Genomic DNA, 22,529 nt, shown 5'->3' on the forward strand with positions numbered 1-22,529 from the left:
ACTGGTTTGCGGAAATTCTCGCGCTCCCCTGATGAATTCCGCCGAAGCGATCCAAACATAAGGAATTGATGCGTTAGACCCTCTTCCATGGAGTGACGATATGCCCGGCCAAGACGATATCTTCACCCGGTACTCGCGAGCCTACGAGGGTCGCAAGGACGTGGAACTCAGCCTCCTGGAATACCTGGAAGGCTGCCGTGACGATCCCATGATGTACGCTTCCGCCGCCGAACGGATGATCGCCGCCATCGGCGAGCCCGAGGTGATCGACACCGCCAAGGACGCGCGGCTGTCCCGGGTGTTCATGAACCGCACCATCAAGGTCTACCCCGCCTTCTCGGAATTCTACGGGATGGAGGAGACCATCGAGCGCATCGTCGGCTATTTCCGCCATGCCGCCCAGGGGCTGGAGGAAAGGAAGCAGATTCTTTACCTGCTGGGCCCGGTGGGCGGCGGCAAGTCGTCCCTGGCCGAGAAGCTGAAGGCGCTGATGGAGGTCCATCCCATCTACGTGCTGAAGGCCGGCAAGGAGGTCAGCCCGCTGTTCGAAAGCCCCCTGGGCCTGTTCGACCCCGAAGGGATGGGGCCGGTCCTGCTGGACAAGTACGGCATTCCGCGCCGCCGGCTGCCCGGGCTGATGAGCCCGTGGGCGGTGAAGCGCCTCGAGGAATTCGGCGGCGACATCTCCAAGTTCAAGGTCGCCAAGATCTATCCCTCGCGCCTGAAGCAGATCGCCGTGTCCAAGGCCGAGCCGGGCGACGAGAACAACCAGGACATCTCGACCCTGGTGGGCAAGGTGGACATCCGCAAGCTGGAGATGTTCAGCCAGAACGACCCCGACGCCTATTCCTTCTCGGGCGGCCTCAACCGCTGCACCCAGGGGCTCCTGGAATTCGTCGAGATGTTCAAGGCCCCCATCAAGATGCTGCACCCCCTGCTCACCGCGACGCAGGAGAGCAACTACATCGGCTCCGAGAACATCGGCGCCATGCCGTTCCTCGGCACGGTGCTGGCCCATTCCAACGAGGCCGAGTGGCAGACCTTCAAGAACAACCGCAACAACGAGGCGTTCATCGACCGCATCTGCGTCATCAAGGTGCCCTACTGCCTGCGCGTCGCCGAGGAGCAGAAGATCTACGACAAGCTGATCGATTCCTCGGAACTGGCCAGCGCCCCTTGCGCGCCGGGCACCCTGGAGATGCTGTCGCGCTTCTCGGTGCTGTCGCGCCTCAAGGAGCACGAGAACTCCAACCTTTATTCCAAGATGCGGGTCTATGACGGCGAGAACGTCAAGGAGACCGACCCCAAGGCCAAGCCCATGCAGGAGTACAAGGACGCGGCCGGCGTGGACGAGGGCATGGACGGTATCTCCACCCGCTTCGCCTTCAAGGTGCTGTCGTCCACCTACAATTACGACACCCACGAGGTTTCCGCCGATCCGGTGCACCTGATGTACGTGCTGGAGCAATCCATCCGGCGCGAGCAGTTTCCCGAGGAGACCGAGAAGAAGTACCTGGAGTTCATCAAGGGTGAACTGGCGCCGCGCTACGCCGAGTTCATCGGCAACGAGATCCAGAAGGCCTATCTGGAGAGCTACCACGATTACGGCCAGAACCTGTTCGACCGCTACGTGGATTACGCCGATGCCTGGATCGAGGATCAGGACTTCAAGGACCCCGACACCGGCCAGCTCTTGAACCGCGACCTGCTGAACCAGGAACTGTCCAAGATCGAGAAGCCGGCCGGCATCGCCAACCCCAAGGACTTCCGCAACGAGGTGGTCAAGTTCGCGCTCAGGTCGCGCGCCGCCAACGGCGGCAAGTCGCCGTCCTGGACCTCCTACGAGAAGATCAGGGAAGTGATCGAGCGCCGCATGTTCAGCCAGGTGGAGGAATTGCTGCCGGTGATCAGCTTCGGGTCCAAGAAGGACTCCGATTCCGAGAAGAAGCACTCGGAATTCGTCGAGCGCATGATGAGCCGCGGCTACACCGAGCGCCAGGTCCGCCGGCTGGTGGAATGGTACATGCGGGTGAAGCAGGCGGGGTGATACCGCGAAATCGTCATGGCCGGGCTTGACCCGGCCATCCATGGACCCCCGGATCAAGTCCGGGGGTGACGGAAAAAGGGCAAGGGAAGCGGCCGATGAACATCATCGACAGACGCCTTAATCCCAAGGGCAAGAGCCTCGCCAACCGGCAGAGGTTCCTGCGCCGCGCCCGCGCCCAGATCGTCAAGGCGGTGCGCGACGCCTCGGGCTCGCGCTCCATTCAGGACATCGCCAACGGCGAGAAGATCAGCATTCCCGCCGACGGCCTGCGCGAACCCAGCTTCCGCCGGGCGGGCGAGGGAGGGGTGCGCGATTACGTGGTGCCCGGCAACAAGGATTTCGTCGAGGGCGACCGCATCAAGAAGCCGGAACAGGACGGCGGCGAGGGGGGCGGCTCGGAAGGCAGCCCCGATGGCGAGGGCCAGGACGATTTCGCCTTCGTGCTGTCGCGCGACGAGTTCCTCGACATCTTTCTCGACGACCTGGAACTGCCCGATCTGGTCAAGAAGAAGCTGAAGCAGACCGAATCCACCACGCCGACCCGGGCGGGCTATTCGGTCACCGGCTCGCCGGCCAATCTCAACGTGGTGCGCACCATGCGCAACTCGCTGTCGCGCCGCATCGCGCTCAACCGTCCCAAGCCTGCCGAACTGAAGGAACTGGAGGACGAGATCAGGGCGCTGGAGGACTCGGGCGCCGACCCCGAACGGCTCTCCCAGCTCCGCGTGGAGTTCGACCGGCTGGTGGCCCGGTCGCGGCGCATTCCCTATATCGATCCGCTGGACGTGCGCTACTCCCGCTTCGAGCACGTCCCCAAGCCGGTGACCCAGGCGGTGATGTTCTGCCTGATGGACGTGTCGGGCTCCATGACCGAGCACATGAAGGACCTGGCCAAGCGCTTCTTCATGCTGCTCTACCTGTTCCTGACCCGGCGCTACCGCAACGTGGACGTGGTGTTCATCCGCCACACCCACGAGGCCGAGGAGGTGGACGAGGACACCTTCTTCTATTCCACCGAGACCGGCGGCACCGTGGTGTCCACCGCGCTGGAGGAAATGAAGGACGTCATCGCCAAGCGCTATTCGCCGGCCGACTGGAACATCTATTGCGCCCAGGCTTCCGACGGCGACAACACCTCGTCGGACAACGCCAAGACCGCCGGGCTGCTGGAGGAGGTGATCCTGCCCGTCACCCAGTATTTCGCCTATATCGAGGTGGGCGCCGAGTACAAGGACTGGCTGGGCCGGGATTCCGACCTGTGGCGCACCTACAAGGAGGTGGCCAAGAGCGCCGACAACTTCGCCATGCGCCGGGTGCGGGTCAGAAGCCAGATCTTTCCGGTGTTCCGCGACCTGTTCGCCAAGGAACGGGGCGACAACGCCGCCTGGTCGGGCGGGGAGGAGGGGGCATGAGCGAACTTCTCTTCACCGGCGCCGATTGGGACTTCGAGAAGGTGAGCCGCGCCTATGACGCCATCGAGAAGATCGCCAAGGGCGAGATGGGTCTGGTCACCTATCCCAACCAGATCGAGGTGATCACCGCCGAGCAGATGCTCGACGCCTATTCCTCCATCGGCATGCCGCTGATGTACAAGCACTGGTCGTTCGGCAAGCATTTCGCCCGCGACGAGACCCTGTACCGCAAGGGCATGCGCGGCCTGGCCTACGAGATCGTCATCAATTCCAGCCCCTGCATCAGCTACATCATGGAAGAGAATTCCATGGCCATGCAGACCCTGGTCATCGCCCACGCCGCCTTCGGCCACAACCACTTCTTCGCCAACAACACCCTGTTCAAGCAGTGGACCGACGCGCGCGGCATCCTCGACTACATGGAATTCGCCAAGAGCTACATCGCCAAGTGCGAGGAGCGCCACGGCCACGGGGCGGTGGAGCGCGTGCTGGACGCCGCCCACGCCCTGATGAGCCACGGCGTGCACAAATATCCCAGGAAGCGCACCCCCGACCTGCGCGACGAGGAGAAAAGGGCCGCCGAACGCCGCGCCTATCAGGAACAGATGTTCAACGATCTGTGGCGCACCGTGCCGAAGAAGGCGGCGGCCAAGATGGGCTCGCAGGAACTGGCCGAGCGCAAGCGGCGCCTGGGCCTGCCCGAGGAGAACATCCTTTATTTCCTGGAAAAGCTGGCGCCCAGGCTGGCCGACTGGCAGCGCGAGATCATCCGCATCGTGCGCAAGATCAGCCAGTACTTCTATCCCCAGAAGCAGACCAAGATGATGAACGAGGGCTGCGCCACCTTCACCCATTACACCATCGTCAACCGGCTGCACGAGATGGGCATGCTGTCGGACGGGGCCATGCTGGAAATCCTGCATTCCCACACCTCGGTGGTGTTCCAGCCCGATTTCGACGACCGGCGCTATTCCGGAATCAATCCCTACGCGCTGGGCTTCGCCATGATGAACGACATCAAGCGCATGTGCGAGGAGCCCACCGAGGAGGACCGGATCTGGTTCCCCGACTTCGCCGGCAACAAGGACACTTACGGCACGCTGCGCCAGGCCTGGGCCGATTACCGCGACGAGAGCTTCATCCTGCAATACCTGTCGCCCGCCCTGATCCGCAAGCTGCGGCTGTTCAAGATTCACGACCAGTCGGACAGCCCCCACATGGAGGTGGCGGCCATTCACAACGAGCGCGGCTACCGCGAGGTCAGGAAGGCCCTGGCCCGCAATTACGACATCGCCCACCTGGAACCCGACATTCAGATCGTCGACGTGGACCTGGCCGGCGACCGCCGCCTGATCCTCCATCATTTCGTCGAGAACGGCCTGATGCTGGACGAGGCCGAGACCATCCGGGTGCTGCGCCACATCGCCAATCTGTGGGGCTACGAGGTGCGGCTGCTGGAGATCGAAACCGGCACCGACGTGGTTCTGAAGACCTACGAGGACGTGGCGCCGCAGGCCGAGCTATAGCTGCTTCTTCTTCTCGGCCATCACCGCCAGAAACTCGGCGACCCGGCGCAGGGCGGGGCGCCAGTCCCCCGACGCGTCGGCGCGAAGGACGCGGGCGGTGGGATACCAGGGGCTGTCCTCGCGCCCCACGGGCCAGGGCCAGTTGAAGCCGTCCGGCAACAGGGCGATGACCGGCTTGCCCAGCGCGGCGGCCAGATGAAGCTGGACGGTGTCGCCGCCCACCACCACGTCGAGGCCCGAGATCAGCGCCGCCATCTCCGCCAGGTCGGCGGGCTGGGGCATGGGGCGCTCCACCAGGGCGTCGGCCCCGTCGGCGGCGATGCGCTCCAGGTCGCCGTCCTCGGCCAGTCCCAGCAGGGCGACGGCCGGATCGGCTCCCAGGACCAGCAATTCTCCCAGCGGGCAGCTTCGGCCCCCCTTGCGTTCGCTCCAGGTCAGCCCGACCCGCAGACGCGTGTCGCGCACGGCCCGGCGGCCGCGTCCGGCCACCAGATAGCCGCCGGAGCCGGGCGCGGCATCGGTCACCCCCAGCAGACCGGGCAGGGCGGCGAGGCTGGTGCGTAAGGCGCAGGGCGGCAGGGGGTCGTCATCGCCCATCGTCTGCTCGATTCCCGGCAACTCGGCCAGCAGGGCCGTCAGCTCGTCGGGGCAGGCCAGGGTGACCAGCGCTCCCTTCGCCGCCAGCAGGGGGAGATAGCGGGCCAGCAGCAGGGTATCGGCCACGCCGCCCGTCACCTCCACCAGCAGGGAGGTGGCGATCACCTCGCCGCCATCCCATGGCGGCAGGTGGGGCGCCCGTCCGGGCGGTTCCGGCCGGCGGGCCAGCAGGGGCAGGCCCTCGGCCAGCTTGCCGGCGCCCAGCAGAATCTGGCCGAGTGTCCATTCCAGGCCGGGAAGACCGGGCGACCGGGAGAGCAGCCGCCGGATCAGGGCTTCGGCCTCGGACAGGCGGCCCTGGTCGCGGCGCAGCTTGGCGAGGTTGTAGAGCAGGTCGGGGCTTTCCCGGCCGGCGGCGATGGCTTCGCCCAGCAGGGCCTCGGCTTCGTCCAGCCTGCCCATCTGCCGCAGCGCCCCGGCCAGATTGGCGAGGATCGCCATGTGGCCGGGGCGGCCGAGGGCGCGGACAAAGCCGGCGATGGCCGCCTCGTGCTTGCCGGCCATGTGCTGCAGCACCGCCAGATTGGCGTTGGCCATGGGGGAGAACGGATCGATGGCAAGAGCCTCGCCATACAGGCGGGCGGCCTCGCCCACCCGTCCCGCCGCCTGCAGGGCGGGGCCGGGGGCGGCGGTTCGCGCGGCCCGCGCCGCCTCGGCCTCGACCAGGGCGGGCGAGGGCGGCAGGGCGGGCGGCCCGTAATGGGCGGCGGGGGCGGTATCCGCGTCCAGGGCGAGGACCGGGCCGGTCGCTCCGTCGAAGGGAACCAGCCGGCCGCAGGCCACCTCCTCGAGGAAGCGCCACAGCGTGTATCCCGCCCCGGCCAGACGGTCGGTCGCGTCCGATCCCTCGTGGTGTTCCAGGATCAGGATGGCGGCGCGTCCCGCCAGTCCGGCGACGATGGCGTCCTCCCATCCCCGCTGGTCGATGCGGGCCACCACCCGGCACCGTCCCAGATGCGGCCGTTCATCCAGCAGGGCGGCCAGCGGACGCACCGGCGTGGCGGCGGGAACCCAGGCCGGCAGGGCGAAGACCCGCGCTCCGCCATGGGGCCGGCGCGCCGCCAGGGCATGGCTCTCCCCGGCTCCGGCGGCGGCGGCGATCACCTCCACCTGCTCCTCCAGCCCGGCGATGGCAAGGCTGTCGCGCAGGATGTCGGCCTCGGCCGGCGACGGTTCGAGCGCGATGACCAGCAGATCGGGACACTGATCCACGGACCGGAAGACATGATCGCCGCTGCCGGCTCCCACCTCCAGCAGCAGGTCGCCGGGGGCGAGGTGGGCGGCCAGGAAGGCGGTCACGGCCGCGTCGGTGCCCGTGGCGCGGCGGCGCAGCAGTTCGTGCCGCTCGGCGGTCAGCTGGGCCAGCATCTCCATGCGCCGCCGCGCCTCGGCCAGCGGCGCCTCCCAGCGTCCAGGCGCCGGCTGGCGCAGCAGGGACATGCCGGGATACCAGGGGGAATCGTCCCGGTCGCGCATCCAGCGGGGATGGGCGGCGTGGGGCAGCAGCAGAAGGACTGGCTTGCCCATGGCGGCGGCCAGATGGGCGGCGGGACCGTCGGCGGCCACCACCAGATCCATCTCGGCGATGCGCCCGGCCAGATCGCCGAAATCGGCGATGGTGGGGGCCAGATCGGTGATCAGGCCGGGATCGGCCAGATCACGGGCCTCGGCCGCCCGCTTTCCCGTCTCGAGCGAGAACAGCAGGGTTCCCGGCACGGTGGCCAGATCCAGCACCCGCCCGAAATCCAGACCATCCGCCGGACGCTCGCCGGCCCAGGCGATGCCCACCTTGACCAGGGTGGAGGCGGGTACCCGGATGCGGCGGACGCGGCGAGGCGGCACCGCCAGATAGGGCGTGGCGGGAATGGAGGACGGCTCGACACCCAGCAGCCGGGGCAGATCGTCCAGGGCGGCGGCGTATTGGGCGTCCGGCTCGCCGGGCAGGGCTTGGCCCAGGGGAAGGACGCGGGCCACGCCGGCCAGCCTTTCCAGCAGCGGAACCAGTTCCATCTGGGCCAGCAGGGTGATGTCGGCCCCCCGTCCGGCCAGGACGGGAATGAATCTGGCCATCATCAGGGTATCGGACAGTCCCGCCTCGGCATAAAGCAGCAGCGTCGCCCCGTCGAGGTCCTGGCCCTCCCACGGCACGGCGCCCAGGGGCGGGCGGGGGGCGCCGGGCAGGCGGTGGCGCCATTGGGCGTTTTCCCAGGATTCCGCCATGCGGCCGTCCAGCATCAGCCGGCGGGCATGGGCGAGGCGGGCCGGCGCGTCCTCGTCGTCCAGCACCAGGGCGTGGGCGATGGGGGCGGCGGCCTCGTCGACGCGCCCCAGGTCCATCAGGGTTTCGGCCAGTCCGACGTGATGGGCCGGTTGCCCCGGCTCCAGGGTGACGGCGGCGTGAAAGGCGTCGAGCGCCGCTTCGCCCGCGCCCCTGCGGGCCAGCACCCGGCCCAGCGTCGCCCAGGCCGGGCCGTGACCCGGATTGAGGCGGAGCGCCCGGCGCAAGGTGGCCTCGGCCCCGGCCAGGCGGCCCTCGTCGGCCAGCAGGCGGGCCAGGCCGCACCATACGGCGACGGAATCCGGGCGCTCCATCAGCAGGATGTCGATGATGGCGTGGGAATCGTCGGGCTGGCCGACCAGGCGCAGGGTTTCCGCCAGTTCCAGGCGGCAACCCAGGTGCTGGCGGTCCATCTCCAGCAATTCCAGGCAGAAGCGCAGGGCGTCGCGCGGGCGTCCGGCCAGCCGGCTGGTCTCGGCGGCGGCAAGGCGCGCCTCGGAATGGCAGGAATCGAGGGCCAGGATGCGGCGATAGGACTCCAGCGCCGCCTCCATGTCACCATAGCGCCGCGCCTGGGCGGCGTCCTGCCACAGGGTCTCGATGACCGCCGCGTGCTCGGAGAGGTCGGCGAATTCCAGATCGAGGTCTTCGATTTCGCTCATGGGCCAAGTCAAACCCGGCCCGGAGCGCGAATCAAGGGCTATTCCGCCGCCCGCCTATCGTCTTGCGGCACGCGGAGACGCTCCAGCATCTGCGTCATCTCCCCCCGGACCTCGGCGGCGGCCTTCAGCTTGATGGGGCCGAAGCCCCGGATGCGCCGCGGCGCCGAGGCGATCTCCACCGCCAGGGCGTGGGTGTCGGGGGAGAGGTGGGCGAGGATGGTCTCGACGGCGGCCTCGAACTCGGCGATCAGATGGCGCTCCAGCCGGCGTTCCTCGCTGCGGCCGAACGGGTCGAGGGCGGTGCCGCGCAGGCCCTTGAGGCGGGCGAGCAGCGGCATCAGGCGCAGCATCCAGGGGCCGAACCTGCGCTTTTCCGCCCCCATGAAGGGGGGCGCCAGATGGATTTCCAGCCGCTTCCAGTCCTCGAACTGTTCCTTGAGCGATGCGGTGAAGGCCGGGTCGGAATAGAGCCGGGCCACTTCGTACTCGTCCTTGTAGCTCATCAGCTTGGCGAGCGAGCGCGCCACGGCTTCGGTGAGAGTCTCCGCCCCGGGCAGGACGGCGTTTTCCGCCGCCCTGACCCGGTCCACCCGGGCGCGGTAGCGGGCGGCCCAGGCGGCGTTCTGCCAGCCGGTCAGGTGGGCGACGCGGCGTTCGATCAGCTCGTCCAGGCTTTGCGACAGGCGGCGATGGTCGTTGCCGCCCGCCGGCGGCGCGGCCACGCGCTCGACCGCGCCCAGGTCATGGGCGGCGAGGCGGCCCCAGCGGAAGGCCTGGACGTTGAAGTCCACCATGGCGCCGTTGAGTTCCACGGCCCGCAGGATGGAGGCCTCGGTGAGCGGAACCAGCCCCTTCTGCCAGGCATAGCCCACCAGGAACATGTTGGTGGCCAGCGCGTCGCCCAACAGCGTGGTGGCAAGACGGGTCGCCTCGACGAAATCGGCGTCGCCGCCCACCTGGTCCCGTATCGTGTCCTCCATGCCGCGCGCCGGGAAGTCCAGGTCGGGGGCGTGGGTGAAGGTGGCGGGCATGGATTCGTGGCGGTTGACCACGGCCGAGGACTGGCCGGGCTTCAGCTTGGCCAGGGTGTCGAAGCCGGCGGCCACCACCATGTCGCAGGCCAGCAGCAGCCGGGCCTGTCCGGCGGCGATGCGCACGGCGTGCAGGCGGGCGGGATCGTCGCAGATGCGCACATGGCTCATCACCGCGCCGTTCTTCTGGGCCAGCCCGGTCTGGTCCAGCGAGGTGACGCCCTTGCCCTCCAGGTGGGCGGCCATGCCCAGCACCTCGGCCACCGTCACCACGCCGGTGCCGCCGATGCCGGTGACGATGATGCCGTAGGGTTCGGCCGCGCCGGGAAGAATGGGGGCGGGCAGGGCGGCGGTATCGGCCTCGCCCCGGCCGGTCAGCCGGCGGATGTGGCCGCCCTTGACCGAGACGAAGCTGGGGCAGAAGCCCTTGACGCAGGAAAAGTCCTTGTTGCACGACGACTGGTCGATGGCGCGCTTCCTGCCCCATTCGGTCTCCACCGGGATCACCGCGACGCAATTGCTTTGCACGCCGCAATCGCCGCAGCCCTCGCAGACCTTCTCGTTGATGAAGATGCGCTCGTCCGGGTCGGGCATCAGGCCGCGCTTCCTCCGTCGGCGCTTCTCGGCGGCGCAGGTCTGGTCGTAGATCAGGACGCTGACGCCCTTTTCCTCGCGCAAGGTCCGCTGCAAGGCATCCAGGGTGTCGCGGTGGTGGATGGTGGTGCCGGTGGGGAAGCTGCCCGCCGGGTACTTCTCGGGATCGTCGGAGACCACGGCGATGCGCTTCACGCCCTCGGCGCGGACCTGGGCGGCCATGGCGGCCACCGAGAAGGCGGATTCGGCCGGCTGGCCGCCGGTCATGGCCACCGCGTCGTTGTAGAGGATCTTGTAGGTGATATCGACCTTGGCGGCCAGGGCGGCGCGGATGGCCAGGGAGCCGGAATGGGTGTAGGTGCCGTCCCCCAGGTTCTGGAACATGTGGGTGCGCGAGGTGAAGGGGGCCTGGCCGATCCAGGTGGCGCCCTCGCCGCCCATATGGGTGTAGGTCAGCGTCTCGCGGTCCATCCAGGTGGCCATGAAGTGGCAGCCGATGCCGGCCATGGCCTGGCTGCCCTCCGGGATGTTGGTGGACGTGTTGTGGGGACAGCCGGCGCAGAAATAGGGAATGCGGGTGAAGCCCTGGGGAATGGCGGCCAGCCGCCGCTCCTTGTCGGCCAGGAAGTCCAGGCGCTCCTTGACCCGGAGCGAGGTGTAGAAGCGGCCGATGCGCGCGGCGATGACGCGGGCGATCATGGCCGGCGTCAGCTCGCCATAGGGGGGCAGGACCCAGGCGCCGCTCTCGTCGTGTTCGCCCACCACACGGGGGCGGACGTCTTCGCGCCAGTTGTAGAGCTGGGCCTTGAGCTGCTCCTCGATGAAGGCCCGCTTCTCCTCCACCACCAGGATCTCGTCCAGACCCTCGGCGAAGGCGCGGATTCCCGAAGGCTCCAGCGGCCAGCTCATGCCCACCTTGTAGAGGCGGATGCCGATCTCGGCGGCATGACGCTCGTCGATGCCCAGGTCGGCCAGGGCCTGCATCACGTCCAGATACGACTTGCCGGTGGTGACGATGCCGAAGCGGGGCTGGGGCGAATCGATGATGGTGCGGTCGATGCGGTTGGCCTTGGCGAAGGCCAGCGCCGCCGGAATGCGCTGCGCCATCAGCCGGTGTTCCTGCTCCAGGAACTTGTCGGGCCAACGGATGTTGAGGCCACCGGGTGGCATCTTGAAGTCTTCCGGCGCGACGAACAGCTGGCGCCAGGGGTCGATGGTCACCGAGGCCGAGCTCTCCACCGTCTCGGAAATGGCCTTCATGCCGACCCACAGGCCGGAAAAGCGCGACAGCGCCCAGCCGAACAGGCCGAAATCCAGCACCTCCTGCACCCCGGCGGGATTGAGCACCGGCATCTGGGCGGCCATGAAGACGTGCTCGCTCTGGTGCGCCAGGGTGGAGGACTTGGCGCCGTGGTCGTCGCCGGCCAGCACCAATACGCCACCATGGGGGGCGGCGCCGGCGGAATTGGCGTGCTTGAACACGTCGACGCTGCGGTCGAGGCCAGGGCCCTTGCCGTACCACATGGCGAAGACGCCGTCATGGGTGGGTCCCTTGAACAGGCCGATCTGCTGGGTGCCCCAGATGGCGGTGGCGGCCAGGTCCTCGTTGAGGCCGGGCTGGAAGCGCACGGCGTGGCGTTCCAGATGGGCCGCCGCCCGCCACAATTCCTTGTCGAGGCCGCCCAGCGGCGAGCCGCGATAGCCGGAGACGAACCCGCCGGTATTGAGCCCGGCGGCCCTATCGCGCAGATGCTGCAGCATGGGCAGCCTGACCAGGGCCTGGATGCCCGACAGATAGACCCGGCCCTGCTGCTGCAGGTACTTGTCGTCCAAGGTGACGGTGGTGGTGACGGTCATGGCGGCGGCCTCGAAGCGACCCTATGCCTTGAAGGTAAGGACCGCGCCCCGTGGTGGAAAGAGCCCGGGCGAAAATAGCAATGAACGCAACGCCGGATCGCGTGGACGGCAAGGAAATTGCGGTTCGATGACGAAATACGGGGGATGATTTCCGCCACCGATCAAGCTATATGAAAGCGCCTGACTCTGAAGGGTTCCCGGGATGACCATCCTTGTTACCGGCGCCGCCGGATTTATCGGCTACCACACCTCGCTGCGCCTGCTGGCGCGCGGCGAGCGGGTGCTCGGCGTCGATTGCCTCAGCCCCTATTACGACGTCAGGCTGAAGCAGACCCGTCTGGAGCATCTGCGCCGGCACGAGGGCTTCTCGTTCGTCCAGGCCGACATCGCCGACCGGAGCGCCATGGGAGAGGTGGCCCGGTCCCATCCCGACGTGACCGCCTACATCAATCTCGCCGCCCAGGCCGGGGTGCGCCATTCGCTCACCGCTCCTTTCGACTACACCCATTCCAACATCGAAGGCCATCTGGTGATGCTGGAGATGGCGCGCGCCAATCCCAAGTGCCGCCATTTCGTCTATGCCAGCTCGTCCTCGGTCTACGGCGCCAACACCAAGCTGCCGTTCTCGGTGGAGGACCGGGTGGACACCCCCATCTCGCTCTATGCCGCCTCCAAGCGCTCGGGCGAGCTGATGAGCCACTCCTACAGCCACCTGTTCCGCGTTCCCACCACCGGCCTGCGGTTCTTCACCGTCTACGGCCCCTGGGGGCGGCCCGACATGGCGGCCTATCTGTTCGCCGACGCCATCGTCGCCGGCCAGCCCATCAAGGTGTTCAACAACGGCGACATGCGCCGCGACTTCACCTATATCGACGACATCGTCTCGGGCGTGGTGGGCGTGCTGGACAACCCGCCGGCCGATGACGGCAAGACGCCGCCCTATCGCCTCTACAACATCGGCAACAACAATTCCGAACGGCTGATGGATTTCATCGGCCTGGTGGAAAACTCGCTGGGGAGGAAGGCCACCTACGACTTCCAGCCCATGCAGCCGGGCGACGTCAAGGAAACCTACGCCGACATTTCGGCCATTCAGCGTGACGTCGGTTTCGCGCCGACCACGCCCATCAGCGTCGGAGTTCCCAACTTCATCGCGTGGTACAAGCAGTATCACGGGCTTTAGGCGGTTTCCCGCCGGGCGGGGCTGGTCAAGCCGCCCCCCAATCCCAATCTATATGCAATTCGGCAGCGGTTGCGCCTGTGACAGGTATTCGTCACGGGCGCCGCATTCATTCATGTCTGTTGAAAGACGTTCCTTAAATATGGCGGCAATAGTCGGCAAAGTTTGTTTCTTGGCGCTATAGGTATTTTTAGGTATATTCAAAATGGGATGTGACTATGGGCGGGAGGGCAGAATGTCGGCCACCATGGGAAATGTATGGGTTCGTCTGGCTCAGTCGCTGAAAACCCTTTGGGATGAAGACAAGCCTGCCCCGGTCAATGTCTCGGCGGGCAAGGTTCCCCGGCCGACCGCGCGCTCTTCCGTGGATTCTGCCGCCGAATGGCTCGAGCAGATGCTCGCCCGCGATCCTTCCATCAAGGCCAGGCTGCATGTGGTTTCACTGGTCGAATACCGCGATTCGGTGGGCGACAAATGGCCGCGACTGTCCGACAAGGTGGCGATCATCGTCGATCAGGTGGTGCGACGGCACATCGGGCGGGGGAGCACCTTCTGCCGCGATGGCGAGGATTGCTGGATCCTGGCCTTTCCCGAACTGACACCCGACGAGGCGCGGCGCCGCACCATCGCGGTGGTCGAGGAGCTTGGGCGCTTTCTCTATGGCCAGCAGCAGGGGAGCGGCCAGGAGCGGCCGGTGGCCCTGGCGGCGGAGATCCCCGTTTCCGAGGCGATCGGCGCCGACGGAGAGCTGATCCACGGGCGCATCCATTCGGCGGTGGCCGAGGTGCGGGCCAGCGTCTCCACCACCGGGCTGCCTTATCTGCCCACCCAGGTGGCGAAGGGCGGCCCGGCCGCCAACGACCCGCTTCAGGGCTGGGCGACGCTGGATCGCGGCCCCGAACTCCGCAAGGAGGACATGCAGTGGGAGACCATCGAGGCCACCGGCGTGAAGAAGCCGGCGGCCTATCTCGATCCCAGCATCGTCGGCCCCATTCCGCCCGGCGCGGCCCTGGCCCTGGTCTGGCGCCCGACCTGGGTGGCGGTGGGCGAGGCCATTTCGGCTTACAGCGCCCGGGTGGTTCGCCGCGACCACGACAAGGCGGATCCCATCGAGGGGTGCTGGGCCTATCCCGAAGGCGACGTGGCGACGGCCATCACGCTCGACCGCTTCGTGGTCAACTCGGCGGTGCGCGACATCCGCAACGCCGCCCGCAATGCCCAGGACGGCGTGCCGCAGCCCTCGGTGATCCTGCCGCTGTCGTGGCAATCCTTGGCCTCGGACCAGCGCCAGGGAGTGGTCTTCGCCCTCTCGGACCTGACCCAGGACACGCGCAACACCCGGCTGGTGATCGAGATCTTCCACATTCCCGACGGCACCACCACGCCCGAGCTGGAATCGGTGGTGTCCTTCGTCGGCGGGCTGTGCCGCGAGGTCCTGGTGCGGACCCGGCTGTCGTCCCATCGGACGTCGGTGGCCGCCGAGATCGGGGTGTCCAAGGTCGGTCTCGACCTGTCGGAACTGCGCCCCGAGGAGAAGATGGACGACGAGCAATTGCTCGCCGTGCTGGCCCGCATCCAGGAAGAGACGGCGCGCGACGGTATCGGCTGCTATCTGTGGAGCGCCCGGCGCCGGCGGGTGGTCGGCGGCGTGGTGCAGGGCGGCTTCGACATGGTCAACGGCCCCGGCCTGATGAAGGACATTCCGCGCCCGGCCATCGTGCTGCCGGCGCCCAAGACGCGGTTTGCCGCCGCCGTATAAGGCTTCTAATAAGCCCGGTCGATGCAGAAGTCGATGACGTCGATCATCGCCTGCTTCACCGGGCTGTCGGGGAAGATGCCCAGGGCGTCGCGGGCGATCTCGCCGTAATGGCGGGCCCGGGCGATGGTGGCGGCCAGGCTGCCGTGCTTTTCCATCAGCTTGATGGCGCGGCCCAGATCGTCGTCGGTCTGCTCCAGGTCCTCGAGGCAGCGGCGCCAGAAGGCGCGTTCCTCGTCATCGCCCCGGCGGAAGGCCAGGATGACCGGGAGGGTGATCTTGCCCTCGCGGAAGTCGTCGCCCACCGTCTTGCCCAGCACCGCCTGCTTGGCGGAATAGTCCAGGACGTCGTCGATGAGCTGGAAGGCGATCCCTAAGTTGAGACCATAGGATTCCAGCGCCTCCTCCTCCACCTTGGGGCGGTCGGCCACCACCGCGCCGATGCGGCAGGCGGCGGCGAACAGGGCGGCGGTCTTGGAGCGGATGACCTCGAGATAGGAATCCTCGCTGGTGTCGGTGTCGTTGGCGGTGATCAGCTGCAGCACCTCGCCCTCGGCGATGACCGAGGAGGCGCGCGACAGGATGGCCAGCACCGACAGCGATCCGTCCTCGACCATCAGCTCGAACGAGCGGGAGAACAGGAAATCGCCCACCAGCACGCTGGGCTTGTTGCCGAACAGGGCATTGGCCGAGGCCTGGCCGCGGCGCAGATCGGATTCATCGACCACGTCGTCGTGCAGCAGGGTGGCGGTGTGGATGAACTCGACGCAGGCGGCCAGCTTGATGTGGCGGTCGCCGCTATGGCCGGCCAGCTTGGCCGAGGCCAGCGTCAGCACCGGGCGCAGGCGCTTGCCGCCCGCCGCGATGATGTGGCCGGCCAGTTGGGGGATCAGCTCCACCGGGCTGTGCATGCGGTCGACGATGGTGCGGTTGACCTTTTCCAGGTCGTCCTTGACCAGGGCGACAAGGGCGTCGAAGCTCTTCGCCTTCCTACCGCGTTCGTCCTCGAAATTGACCACGATCGCCACGATGCCGAAACTCCTCCCGTGCGGGGCATGCCTACCCGCGCGACGAACATAGTGTTGCCCGGGAAAGGCGGTCAAGCTTACATCGCCTTTTGCGTATGTCTTTCACCCCGATCAAGAGCCCCGACGCCATGGAATCCATCGAGACGCCGACCGAGGACCGCCTGCTGGACGGCCGTCTGCGCCTGATTCAGCCCCGCGATGGCTACCGCGCCGCCATCGATCCGGTGATGCTGGCGGCGGCGGTGCCGGCGCGGCCGGGGGAACGGGTTCTCGATCTGGGCTGCGGCGTCGGCGCGGCGGCTCTGTGCCTGCTGGTCCGCTGCCCCGAGGCCAGGGTGGACGGACTGGAAGTGCAGGAGGATCTGGCCGGACTGGCGGAGCGCAACGCGGTCCTCAACGGCATGGAGGGTCGCTTCATTCCCCATCGCGGCGACGCGGCGGCGCCGCCGGCCGGGCTGGGTGGCTACGACCACGTCCTGAGCAATCCGCCATTCTTCGAGTGCGGCAGCGGCACGCCGGCCGCCAATGCCTCGCGCGCCATGGCCCATCAGGAAGGCGGGCTGGACCTCGCCGGCTGGATCAAGGCGGCGGTCAAGCTGCTGCGGCCCAAGGGGCGGCTCACCCTCATCCACCGGGCCGAGCGCCTGGGCGACATCCTGGCGGCCTTGCGGGGCAGGGGGGTGGGCGACATCACCGTCCTGCCCCTGTGGCCCAAGGCGGAGCGGGCCGCCGGACGGGTGGTCGTCGCGGCCCGCAAGGGGGTGCGTTCGCCGCTGCGGCTGCTGCCCGGCCTCGTGCTTCATGGCGGGGACGGGGCGTTCACCCCCGCGGCCCAGGCCATCCTGCGCGGCGGGCAGGCCCTTGACCCCTTGGGTGGGGTGGAGGATAAAACCTGATGTTCGGAAAGATCCTGCTCACCGTCGCGGTCATCGCCTTCATCTGGTTCGGGTTCCGCTATCTCAGCCGGCAGGCCGAGTTGCGCCGCCGTGATCAGGCCGACAGGGTCGCTCCGCCCCGCTCTCCCGGGCGAGACACCGCCGCCGAGGCGGAAACCATGGTGGAGTGCCGGGTCTGCGGCACCTGGCAGCCGGGGCGGACGGCCCGGTCATGCGGCCGGTCAGACTGCCCGTACTAATACTTATTGAATTATAATCCGGCATCCTCAATATCCCATTTGGAATAGTGTGGAGTGGTGGTCCGGCATCTCGACGGGGCCTTGCCGCTCCATCGGGGAGGATATGGGGTGCCGGAGAAGCGGTATCGCGCGCAGGCTCTGCTGATAGGCCTCTACCGTCGCCAGGCCGCGGTGATCGGTGCGTTGCTGCTGTTGACCCTGGCGGGCTACCAGTCGCAGGACTGGGTGATCTCCCATCTGTCCGAGGACGGAGCCCTGATCAACGTGGCGGGGCGCCAGCGCATGCTGTCGCAGCGTTCGGTGGCTCTCGCCTACCAGATGGCGGCGGCCTCGACGTCCGACGAGCGCTCCATGTTCGCCGACCTGCTGGCCCAGGCGGGGTCGGAGATGGGGGCGGGCCATGCCCGCCTGCTGGGCGAGGGCAAGGCGCGCGGCATGACCGCCGAGATGGAGCGGCTCTATTTCGGCGGGACGCCGTCGCTGGATGCCGAGGTGGCGGCCTTCGTCGCCGATGTGCGGCGCCTGGCCGGTGCGGACGGGGTGGAGGTGGGGCAGGCCTCGCCCCGATTGAAGGCGCTGGCCGACAAGTCGCGTCTTTCCCTGCTGCCCGGGCTGGAGCGCCTGGTGGTGCAATACCAGGACGAGAGCCGCCAGAACGTGGCGCGGCTGCGCCAGGGCTTCACCATCGGCCTGTCCCTGGTCATCGCCGTGCTGATCCTGTCGTGGTTCGGGGTGTTCCGGCCCATGGCGCGGCGCCTGCGCGAGGAATTCGACGCCCATCAGGCGGCGGTTGAGCACAACCATCTGATCCTGGACTCCATGGGCGAGGGCATCATCGGCCTGGATCGGGCGGGAGCGGTCACCTTCGTCAACCCGGCGGCATCAACCATGCTGGGATATGCCCCGTGGGAGATGCTGGGCCGGAGCCTGCATCCGCTGATCCATCACACCCGTCCCGACGGAGGTGAATATCCCAGCAGCGAATGCCCCCTGGCCCATACCCTGTCCACCGGCGAGGATTGCGCCATCGAGGGCGAATGGTTCTGGCGCCGGGACGGATCGAGCTTTCCGGTGCATTACGGCTCGACCGCCATCGTCAAGGACGGGGATCTGATCGGCGCCGTGGTCACCTTCCGCGACATCAGCGACGTCACCGCCACCCGCCGCGCCCTGGAGGCCAGCGAGCAGATCAAGAGCAGCATCCTCGACGCGGCGCTGGACGCCATCATCACCATCGACCGCACGGGGATGGTGGTGGAGTTCAACCCGGCCGCCGAACGCATCTTCGGCCGGCGGGCCGCCGACGCCCTGGGGGTGGAGATCGCCGACCTGATCATTCCCGAAGCCCATCGCGAGGCGCACCGGCGGGGGCTGGAGCGGGTGGCGGCGGGGCAGGCGCCGGGCATTCTCGGCAAGCGCCTGGAAATGAACGGCCTGCATGCCGATGGCCACGAGATTCCGCTGGAACTGACCATCACCCATCTGCCCGACCATGGCCTGTTCACCGCCTTCATCCGCGACATCAGCGAGCAGAAGCAGACCGAGGCGGCGCTGCGCCGCTCGCAGAAGATGGAGGCGGTCGGCCAGCTGACCGGCGGCATCGCCCACGACTTCAACAATCTGCTCGGCATCATCACCGGCAACCTGGAATTGCTGGAGCGCACCGTCCAGGGCAACGAGACCGGCATGAAGCGGGTGGCGACGGCTCTGCGCAGCGCCCGGCGCGGCGCCGACCTCACCCGGCGGCTGCTGTCCTTCTCCCGCCAGGACCCCAAGGCCCAGGGCAAGAGCCTGACGGACGTCAACGAGGCCATTTCCGGCATGCAGGAGATGGTCCAGCGCTCGCTGACCAGGATGATCGAGGTGCGCACCCGGCTGGCGTCCGAAGCCTGGGCCGCCGACATCAACCGCAGCGAGTTCGAGGATTGCCTGCTCAATCTCTGCCTCAACGCCCGCGACGCCATGCCCGACGGCGGCACGCTGATCATCGAGACCGCCAATATGGAGATCGACGCGGAGTTCCGCCGCGCCGATCCCAACATGACGCCGGGGCGCTACGTGGTGGTATCGGTGAGCGACACCGGCACGGGAATCCCCAAGGAAATCCTCGACCGCATCTTCGAGCCGTTCTTCACCACCAAGGAACGCGGCAAGGGGACCGGCCTGGGCCTGGCCATGGCCTATGGCTTCGCCAAGCGCTCGGGCGGCCATATCCGGGTCTATTCCGAGCCGGGGAGCGGCACCACCTTCCGTCTGTACCTTCCGAAGGCATCGTCCGGCGACCCGGCCGAGGCGGGGGCCGAACCCTCGGCCGCCCCGTTGCCCACCGGCTCCGAGCACGTGCTGGTGGTGGACGACGAACCCCATCTGGCCGAAATCGCCGGCGCGTTCCTCTCGGAACTGGGCTACCGCGTCACCCTCGGCACCGATGGCGCCGAGGCGCTGGCCCTGCTGCGAGACGATCCCGGCATCGATCTGCTGTTCACCGACGTGGTGATGCCGCACGGCCTGGACGGCTACACCCTGGAGCGCAAGACCCGCGAGATGGGCCACGGCTGCGCCGTGCTGCTCACCTCGGGCTTTACCGGCTATGCCATCGAACACAGGAACGACCACGCCGAGATTCTGCCCAAGCCCTATGGCAAGGCAGACATCGCCAGGGCCGTGCGCAAGGTCCTCGACGACCGGGAGAGGAAGAGATGACCGCTGATTCCGCCCTTGCGCCGCCGCCGGTGCTCATTCTCGACGACGAGCGCGACATGTGCGAGTTCGTCGCCGATGTCGGGGCCGACCTGGGCTTCAAGACCACCTGGTGCGACAATTTCGAGGATTTCGCCTGCCGCTACTCGGTGGATCTGCGCGGCATCTTCCTCGACCTCGCCATGCCGGGGATGGACGGCGTCGAGATCATCCGCTTCCTGGCCGACAACAATTCCGGCGCCCATCTGGTGCTGATGAGCGGCTACGACGCCGATGTGATCGAGGCGGCGCGGCGGCTGGCGGAATCGCGCGGCCTCAAGGTGGCGGGCGCCCTGCACAAGCCCTTCGGAGTGGGCGAGCTGTCGGCGGTCTACGACATTCTGGCCGCTGCCCGGGCTCCTTGCCGTCCCCGCGCGGTGGAGCGGGCCCCGGATCGCTATCGCCCCGACAACGACGCCCTGGGCTGCGCTCTCGACGACGGGCAGGTGGTCCCCTGGTTCCAGGCCAAATTCTGCGCCAGGACGCGGAAGGTCCTGGGGGCGGAGGTGCTGGCCCGCTGGATTCATCCCGATCACGGCCTGGTGGGGCCGGACCGCTTCATCGGGCTGGCCGAACGCGAGGGGCTGATCGACCGGCTGACCGATTCCGTGGTGCGCCAGGCCCTGGCCCATTGCCGCGACTGGCGCAAGGCCGGGCTGTCGCCCCGGGTGGCGCTCAACCTGTCGCCCCACATGCTGCACAATCTCGACCTGCCCGACGCCCTGGTGGACATCGCCCGCGATTACGACGTTCCGCCGGACTCGATCACCATCGAGATCACCGAAACCGCGCTCGCCGGGGATTTCACCGCCCAGCTGGACATCCTGACCCGGCTGCGCATGCGCCGCTTCGGCCTGTCCATCGATGATTTCGGCACCGGCTACTCCTCGCTGAAGCAGCTGCAGCAAGGCCCCTTCACCGAGCTCAAGGTCGACCAGTCCTTCATCGCCAAGGCCCTGACCGAGGAGGGGGCCAGGGCCATCGTCGAAAGCTCGGTCCAGCTGGGGCATCGCCTCGGCCTCAAGGTGGTGGCCGAGGGCATCGAGACCGAGGAGCAGATGGATCTGGTGGAAAAGCTCGGCTGCGAGGAGGTGCAGGGCTATCTGCTGGGACGGCCCTGCGCCGCCGGATCGTTCATTTGGCCCGGGTCGTGATGAGCCTGGCGCATCACGACCCATAGGCCCAAGAGGCCGCGCGCCTTGTGGCGCGGGAGCCAAGCGCGCTGAGGGCGCGCGCCCGGCGATTGAGGGACACATATAACCTCAGCCGTTGCCCCACCAGTAGACCCAGATGAACAGGAACACCCAGACCACGTCCACGAAGTGCCAGTACCACGCCGCCGCCTCGAAGCCCACATGCCGGGCGGGAGTGAAGTCGCCCACCCGCACCCGGTGCAGGCAGACGGCGAGGAAGCACACGCCGACGAAGACGTGGAAGCCGTGGAAGCCGGTGGCCATGTAGAACACCGACGGATAGATGCCGTCGGTGAAGGCGAACATGGCCTGGCCGTATTCGTAGACCTGCAGCGACAGAAACAGGACCCCCAGGGCGATGGTCACCGCCAGCCACGCCTTGGTGGCGCCCCGGTCCTCGTGGCGCAGGGCGTGATGGGCCTTGGTCAGCGTCACGCCCGAACTCATCAGGATCAGGGTGTTGACGAAGGGAATGTGCCAGGTATCCAGGGTCTGGATGCCGGCGGGCGGCCATTGGGTCAGCCCGGGGGTCAGGCCCAGCGCCGAGTGGAAGTAGGCCCAGAAGAAGGCGACGAAGAACATCACCTCCGAGGCGATGAACAGGCTCATGCCCATGCGCAGGCCGTGGCAGACCTCCTCGGAATGGGCGGTGCCGGAGCGGGCCTCGCGGAAGATGTCCCGCCACCAGCCGAACATGGTGAAGGCCACCATGGCGAGGCCGATCAGCATCACCGTGGTGCGGCCATGGTCGCGGAACCAGTCCACGGCGCCGTAAACCAGCACCAGGGCCGAGATGGACCCCACCAGCGGCCAGGGGCTGGGATCGACCAGATGGAAGGGATGGGGGGGCGACGAAGCGCGGGGAGTGGCGTGGGCGTGGCTCATGACCGTCCTCTTTCGTCAGAAACGTTGGCATTGAAGAAGGTGTAGGACAGGGTGACCGTGCCGACCTCGCTGGTGTGGACGTCGGTTTCCATGGCCGGGTCGAGCACGAAGCTGACCACCATGTCCACGCTCTGGCCGGGCTCCAGGGTCTGCTCGGTGAAGCAGAAGCACTGGACCTTGGCCACGTACTTGCCGATCTTGTCGGGCGTGGCGTTGAACACCGCGTTGCCGGTGATGGGGTGGTCCGACAGGTTGGTGGCGGTGAACACCGCCAGATTGTCCTCGCCCAGCCGCACCTTCATCTCGCGCTGCTGGGGGGCGAAGCGCCATTGCAGGCCCTTGGCCACCGAGGCGTCGAACCGCACCGTCACCATCTTCCCGGCGGGGGCGGAGGACTCCGCCGCCACCTGCCGGGGCGGGCCGCCGATGCCGGCGAACTGGCAGAACGCCCGGTAGAGCGGCACGCTGCCGATCACCAGCCCGACCATGGCGGCGATGATCACCACCAGCCCCGCCAGGGTCGCCTTGGTCCGGCGTTCGCGGGTCATG

At 67.7% G+C, this 22,529-nt stretch carries 14 protein-coding genes; 9 read left to right on the top strand and 5 right to left on the bottom strand.

What is annotated here, in order from left to right; genetic code table 11:
- Positions 1-100: 100 nt before the first annotated feature.
- The 3 genes from ACV4UZ_RS01560 to ACV4UZ_RS01570 all read left to right on the top strand — a co-directional run bounded on the left by ACV4UZ_RS01560 (position 101) and on the right by ACV4UZ_RS01570 (position 4,985).
- Entirely contained in the window at positions 101-2,047 is a 1,947-nt protein-coding gene (locus ACV4UZ_RS01560) for a PrkA family serine protein kinase (RefSeq protein ID WP_491599193.1), read from the top strand.
- A 95-nt stretch (positions 2,048-2,142) separates the two neighbouring features.
- Positions 2,143-3,459: a YeaH/YhbH family protein gene (locus tag ACV4UZ_RS01565; RefSeq protein WP_491599194.1), complete on the top strand. Its 1,317-nt coding sequence runs from the start codon at positions 2,143-2,145 to the stop codon at positions 3,457-3,459.
- Positions 3,456-4,985, top strand: a complete 1,530-nt coding sequence (locus ACV4UZ_RS01570; protein ID WP_491599195.1) for a SpoVR family protein — start codon at positions 3,456-3,458, stop codon at positions 4,983-4,985. Before ACV4UZ_RS01565 ends, ACV4UZ_RS01570 begins: the two co-directional genes overlap by 4 nt.
- Here the strand turns inward: ACV4UZ_RS01570 and ACV4UZ_RS01575 are convergent.
- Together ACV4UZ_RS01575 and ACV4UZ_RS01580 are read right to left on the bottom strand one after the other, a co-directional pair.
- Positions 4,980-8,582 (bottom strand): tetratricopeptide repeat protein, encoded by a 3,603-nt coding sequence (locus ACV4UZ_RS01575; protein ID WP_491599196.1) that lies wholly within the window; start codon positions 8,580-8,582, stop codon positions 4,980-4,982. The two genes, ACV4UZ_RS01570 and ACV4UZ_RS01575, sit on opposite strands and share 6 nt — an antisense overlap.
- A 38-nt stretch (positions 8,583-8,620) precedes the next feature.
- The gene (locus ACV4UZ_RS01580) at positions 8,621-12,064 is read right to left on the bottom strand and encodes an indolepyruvate ferredoxin oxidoreductase family protein (RefSeq protein WP_491599197.1); all 3,444 of its coding nucleotides are present in this window, start codon (positions 12,062-12,064) and stop codon (positions 8,621-8,623) included.
- Between the two features lie 202 nt (positions 12,065-12,266).
- Here ACV4UZ_RS01580 and ACV4UZ_RS01585 point away from each other — a divergent pair, with 202 nt between their 5' ends.
- Positions 12,267-13,247: an NAD-dependent epimerase/dehydratase family protein gene (locus tag ACV4UZ_RS01585; RefSeq protein WP_491599198.1), complete on the top strand. Its 981-nt coding sequence runs from the start codon at positions 12,267-12,269 to the stop codon at positions 13,245-13,247.
- A gap of 232 nt (positions 13,248-13,479) precedes the next feature.
- Positions 13,480-15,003, top strand: a complete 1,524-nt coding sequence (locus ACV4UZ_RS01590) for a hypothetical protein (protein WP_491599199.1) — start codon at positions 13,480-13,482, stop codon at positions 15,001-15,003.
- 5 nt (positions 15,004-15,008) lie between these two features.
- Here ACV4UZ_RS01590 and ACV4UZ_RS01595 read toward each other — a convergent pair whose 3' ends face one another.
- Positions 15,009-16,028: a polyprenyl synthetase family protein gene (locus ACV4UZ_RS01595; RefSeq protein ID WP_491599200.1), complete on the bottom strand. Its 1,020-nt coding sequence runs from the start codon at positions 16,026-16,028 to the stop codon at positions 15,009-15,011.
- 95 nt (positions 16,029-16,123) lie between these two features.
- Between ACV4UZ_RS01595 and ACV4UZ_RS01600 the strand changes: the two genes are divergently transcribed.
- The 4 genes from ACV4UZ_RS01600 to ACV4UZ_RS01615 all read left to right on the top strand — a co-directional run bounded on the left by ACV4UZ_RS01600 (position 16,124) and on the right by ACV4UZ_RS01615 (position 21,056).
- Entirely contained in the window at positions 16,124-16,924 is an 801-nt protein-coding gene (locus ACV4UZ_RS01600; protein WP_491599201.1) for a tRNA1(Val) (adenine(37)-N6)-methyltransferase, read from the top strand.
- Positions 16,924-17,163, top strand: a complete 240-nt coding sequence (locus tag ACV4UZ_RS01605; RefSeq protein ID WP_491599202.1) for a hypothetical protein — start codon at positions 16,924-16,926, stop codon at positions 17,161-17,163. The genes ACV4UZ_RS01600 and ACV4UZ_RS01605 overlap by 1 nt, the downstream gene beginning before the upstream one ends.
- A 108-nt stretch (positions 17,164-17,271) precedes the next feature.
- The gene (locus ACV4UZ_RS01610; protein ID WP_491599203.1) at positions 17,272-19,866 is read left to right on the top strand and encodes a PAS domain S-box protein; all 2,595 of its coding nucleotides are present in this window, start codon (positions 17,272-17,274) and stop codon (positions 19,864-19,866) included.
- A complete protein-coding gene (locus ACV4UZ_RS01615; RefSeq protein ID WP_491599204.1) occupies positions 19,863-21,056 on the top strand; it encodes an EAL domain-containing response regulator in 1,194 nt (397 codons plus the stop codon). Before ACV4UZ_RS01610 ends, ACV4UZ_RS01615 begins: the two co-directional genes overlap by 4 nt.
- A gap of 108 nt (positions 21,057-21,164) precedes the next feature.
- On the opposite strand, the gene ACV4UZ_RS01620 is transcribed toward ACV4UZ_RS01615, so the two are convergent.
- Both ACV4UZ_RS01620 and ACV4UZ_RS01625 read right to left on the bottom strand, forming a co-directional pair.
- Positions 21,165-21,980, bottom strand: a complete 816-nt coding sequence (locus ACV4UZ_RS01620) for a cytochrome c oxidase subunit 3 (RefSeq protein ID WP_491599205.1) — start codon at positions 21,978-21,980, stop codon at positions 21,165-21,167.
- A complete protein-coding gene (locus ACV4UZ_RS01625) occupies positions 21,977-22,528 on the bottom strand; it encodes a cytochrome c oxidase assembly protein (RefSeq protein ID WP_491599206.1) in 552 nt (183 codons plus the stop codon). Before ACV4UZ_RS01625 ends, ACV4UZ_RS01620 begins: the two co-directional genes overlap by 4 nt.
- Between the last annotated feature and the right edge of the window lies 1 nt (position 22,529).

The organism is Paramagnetospirillum sp., assembly GCF_058402745.1.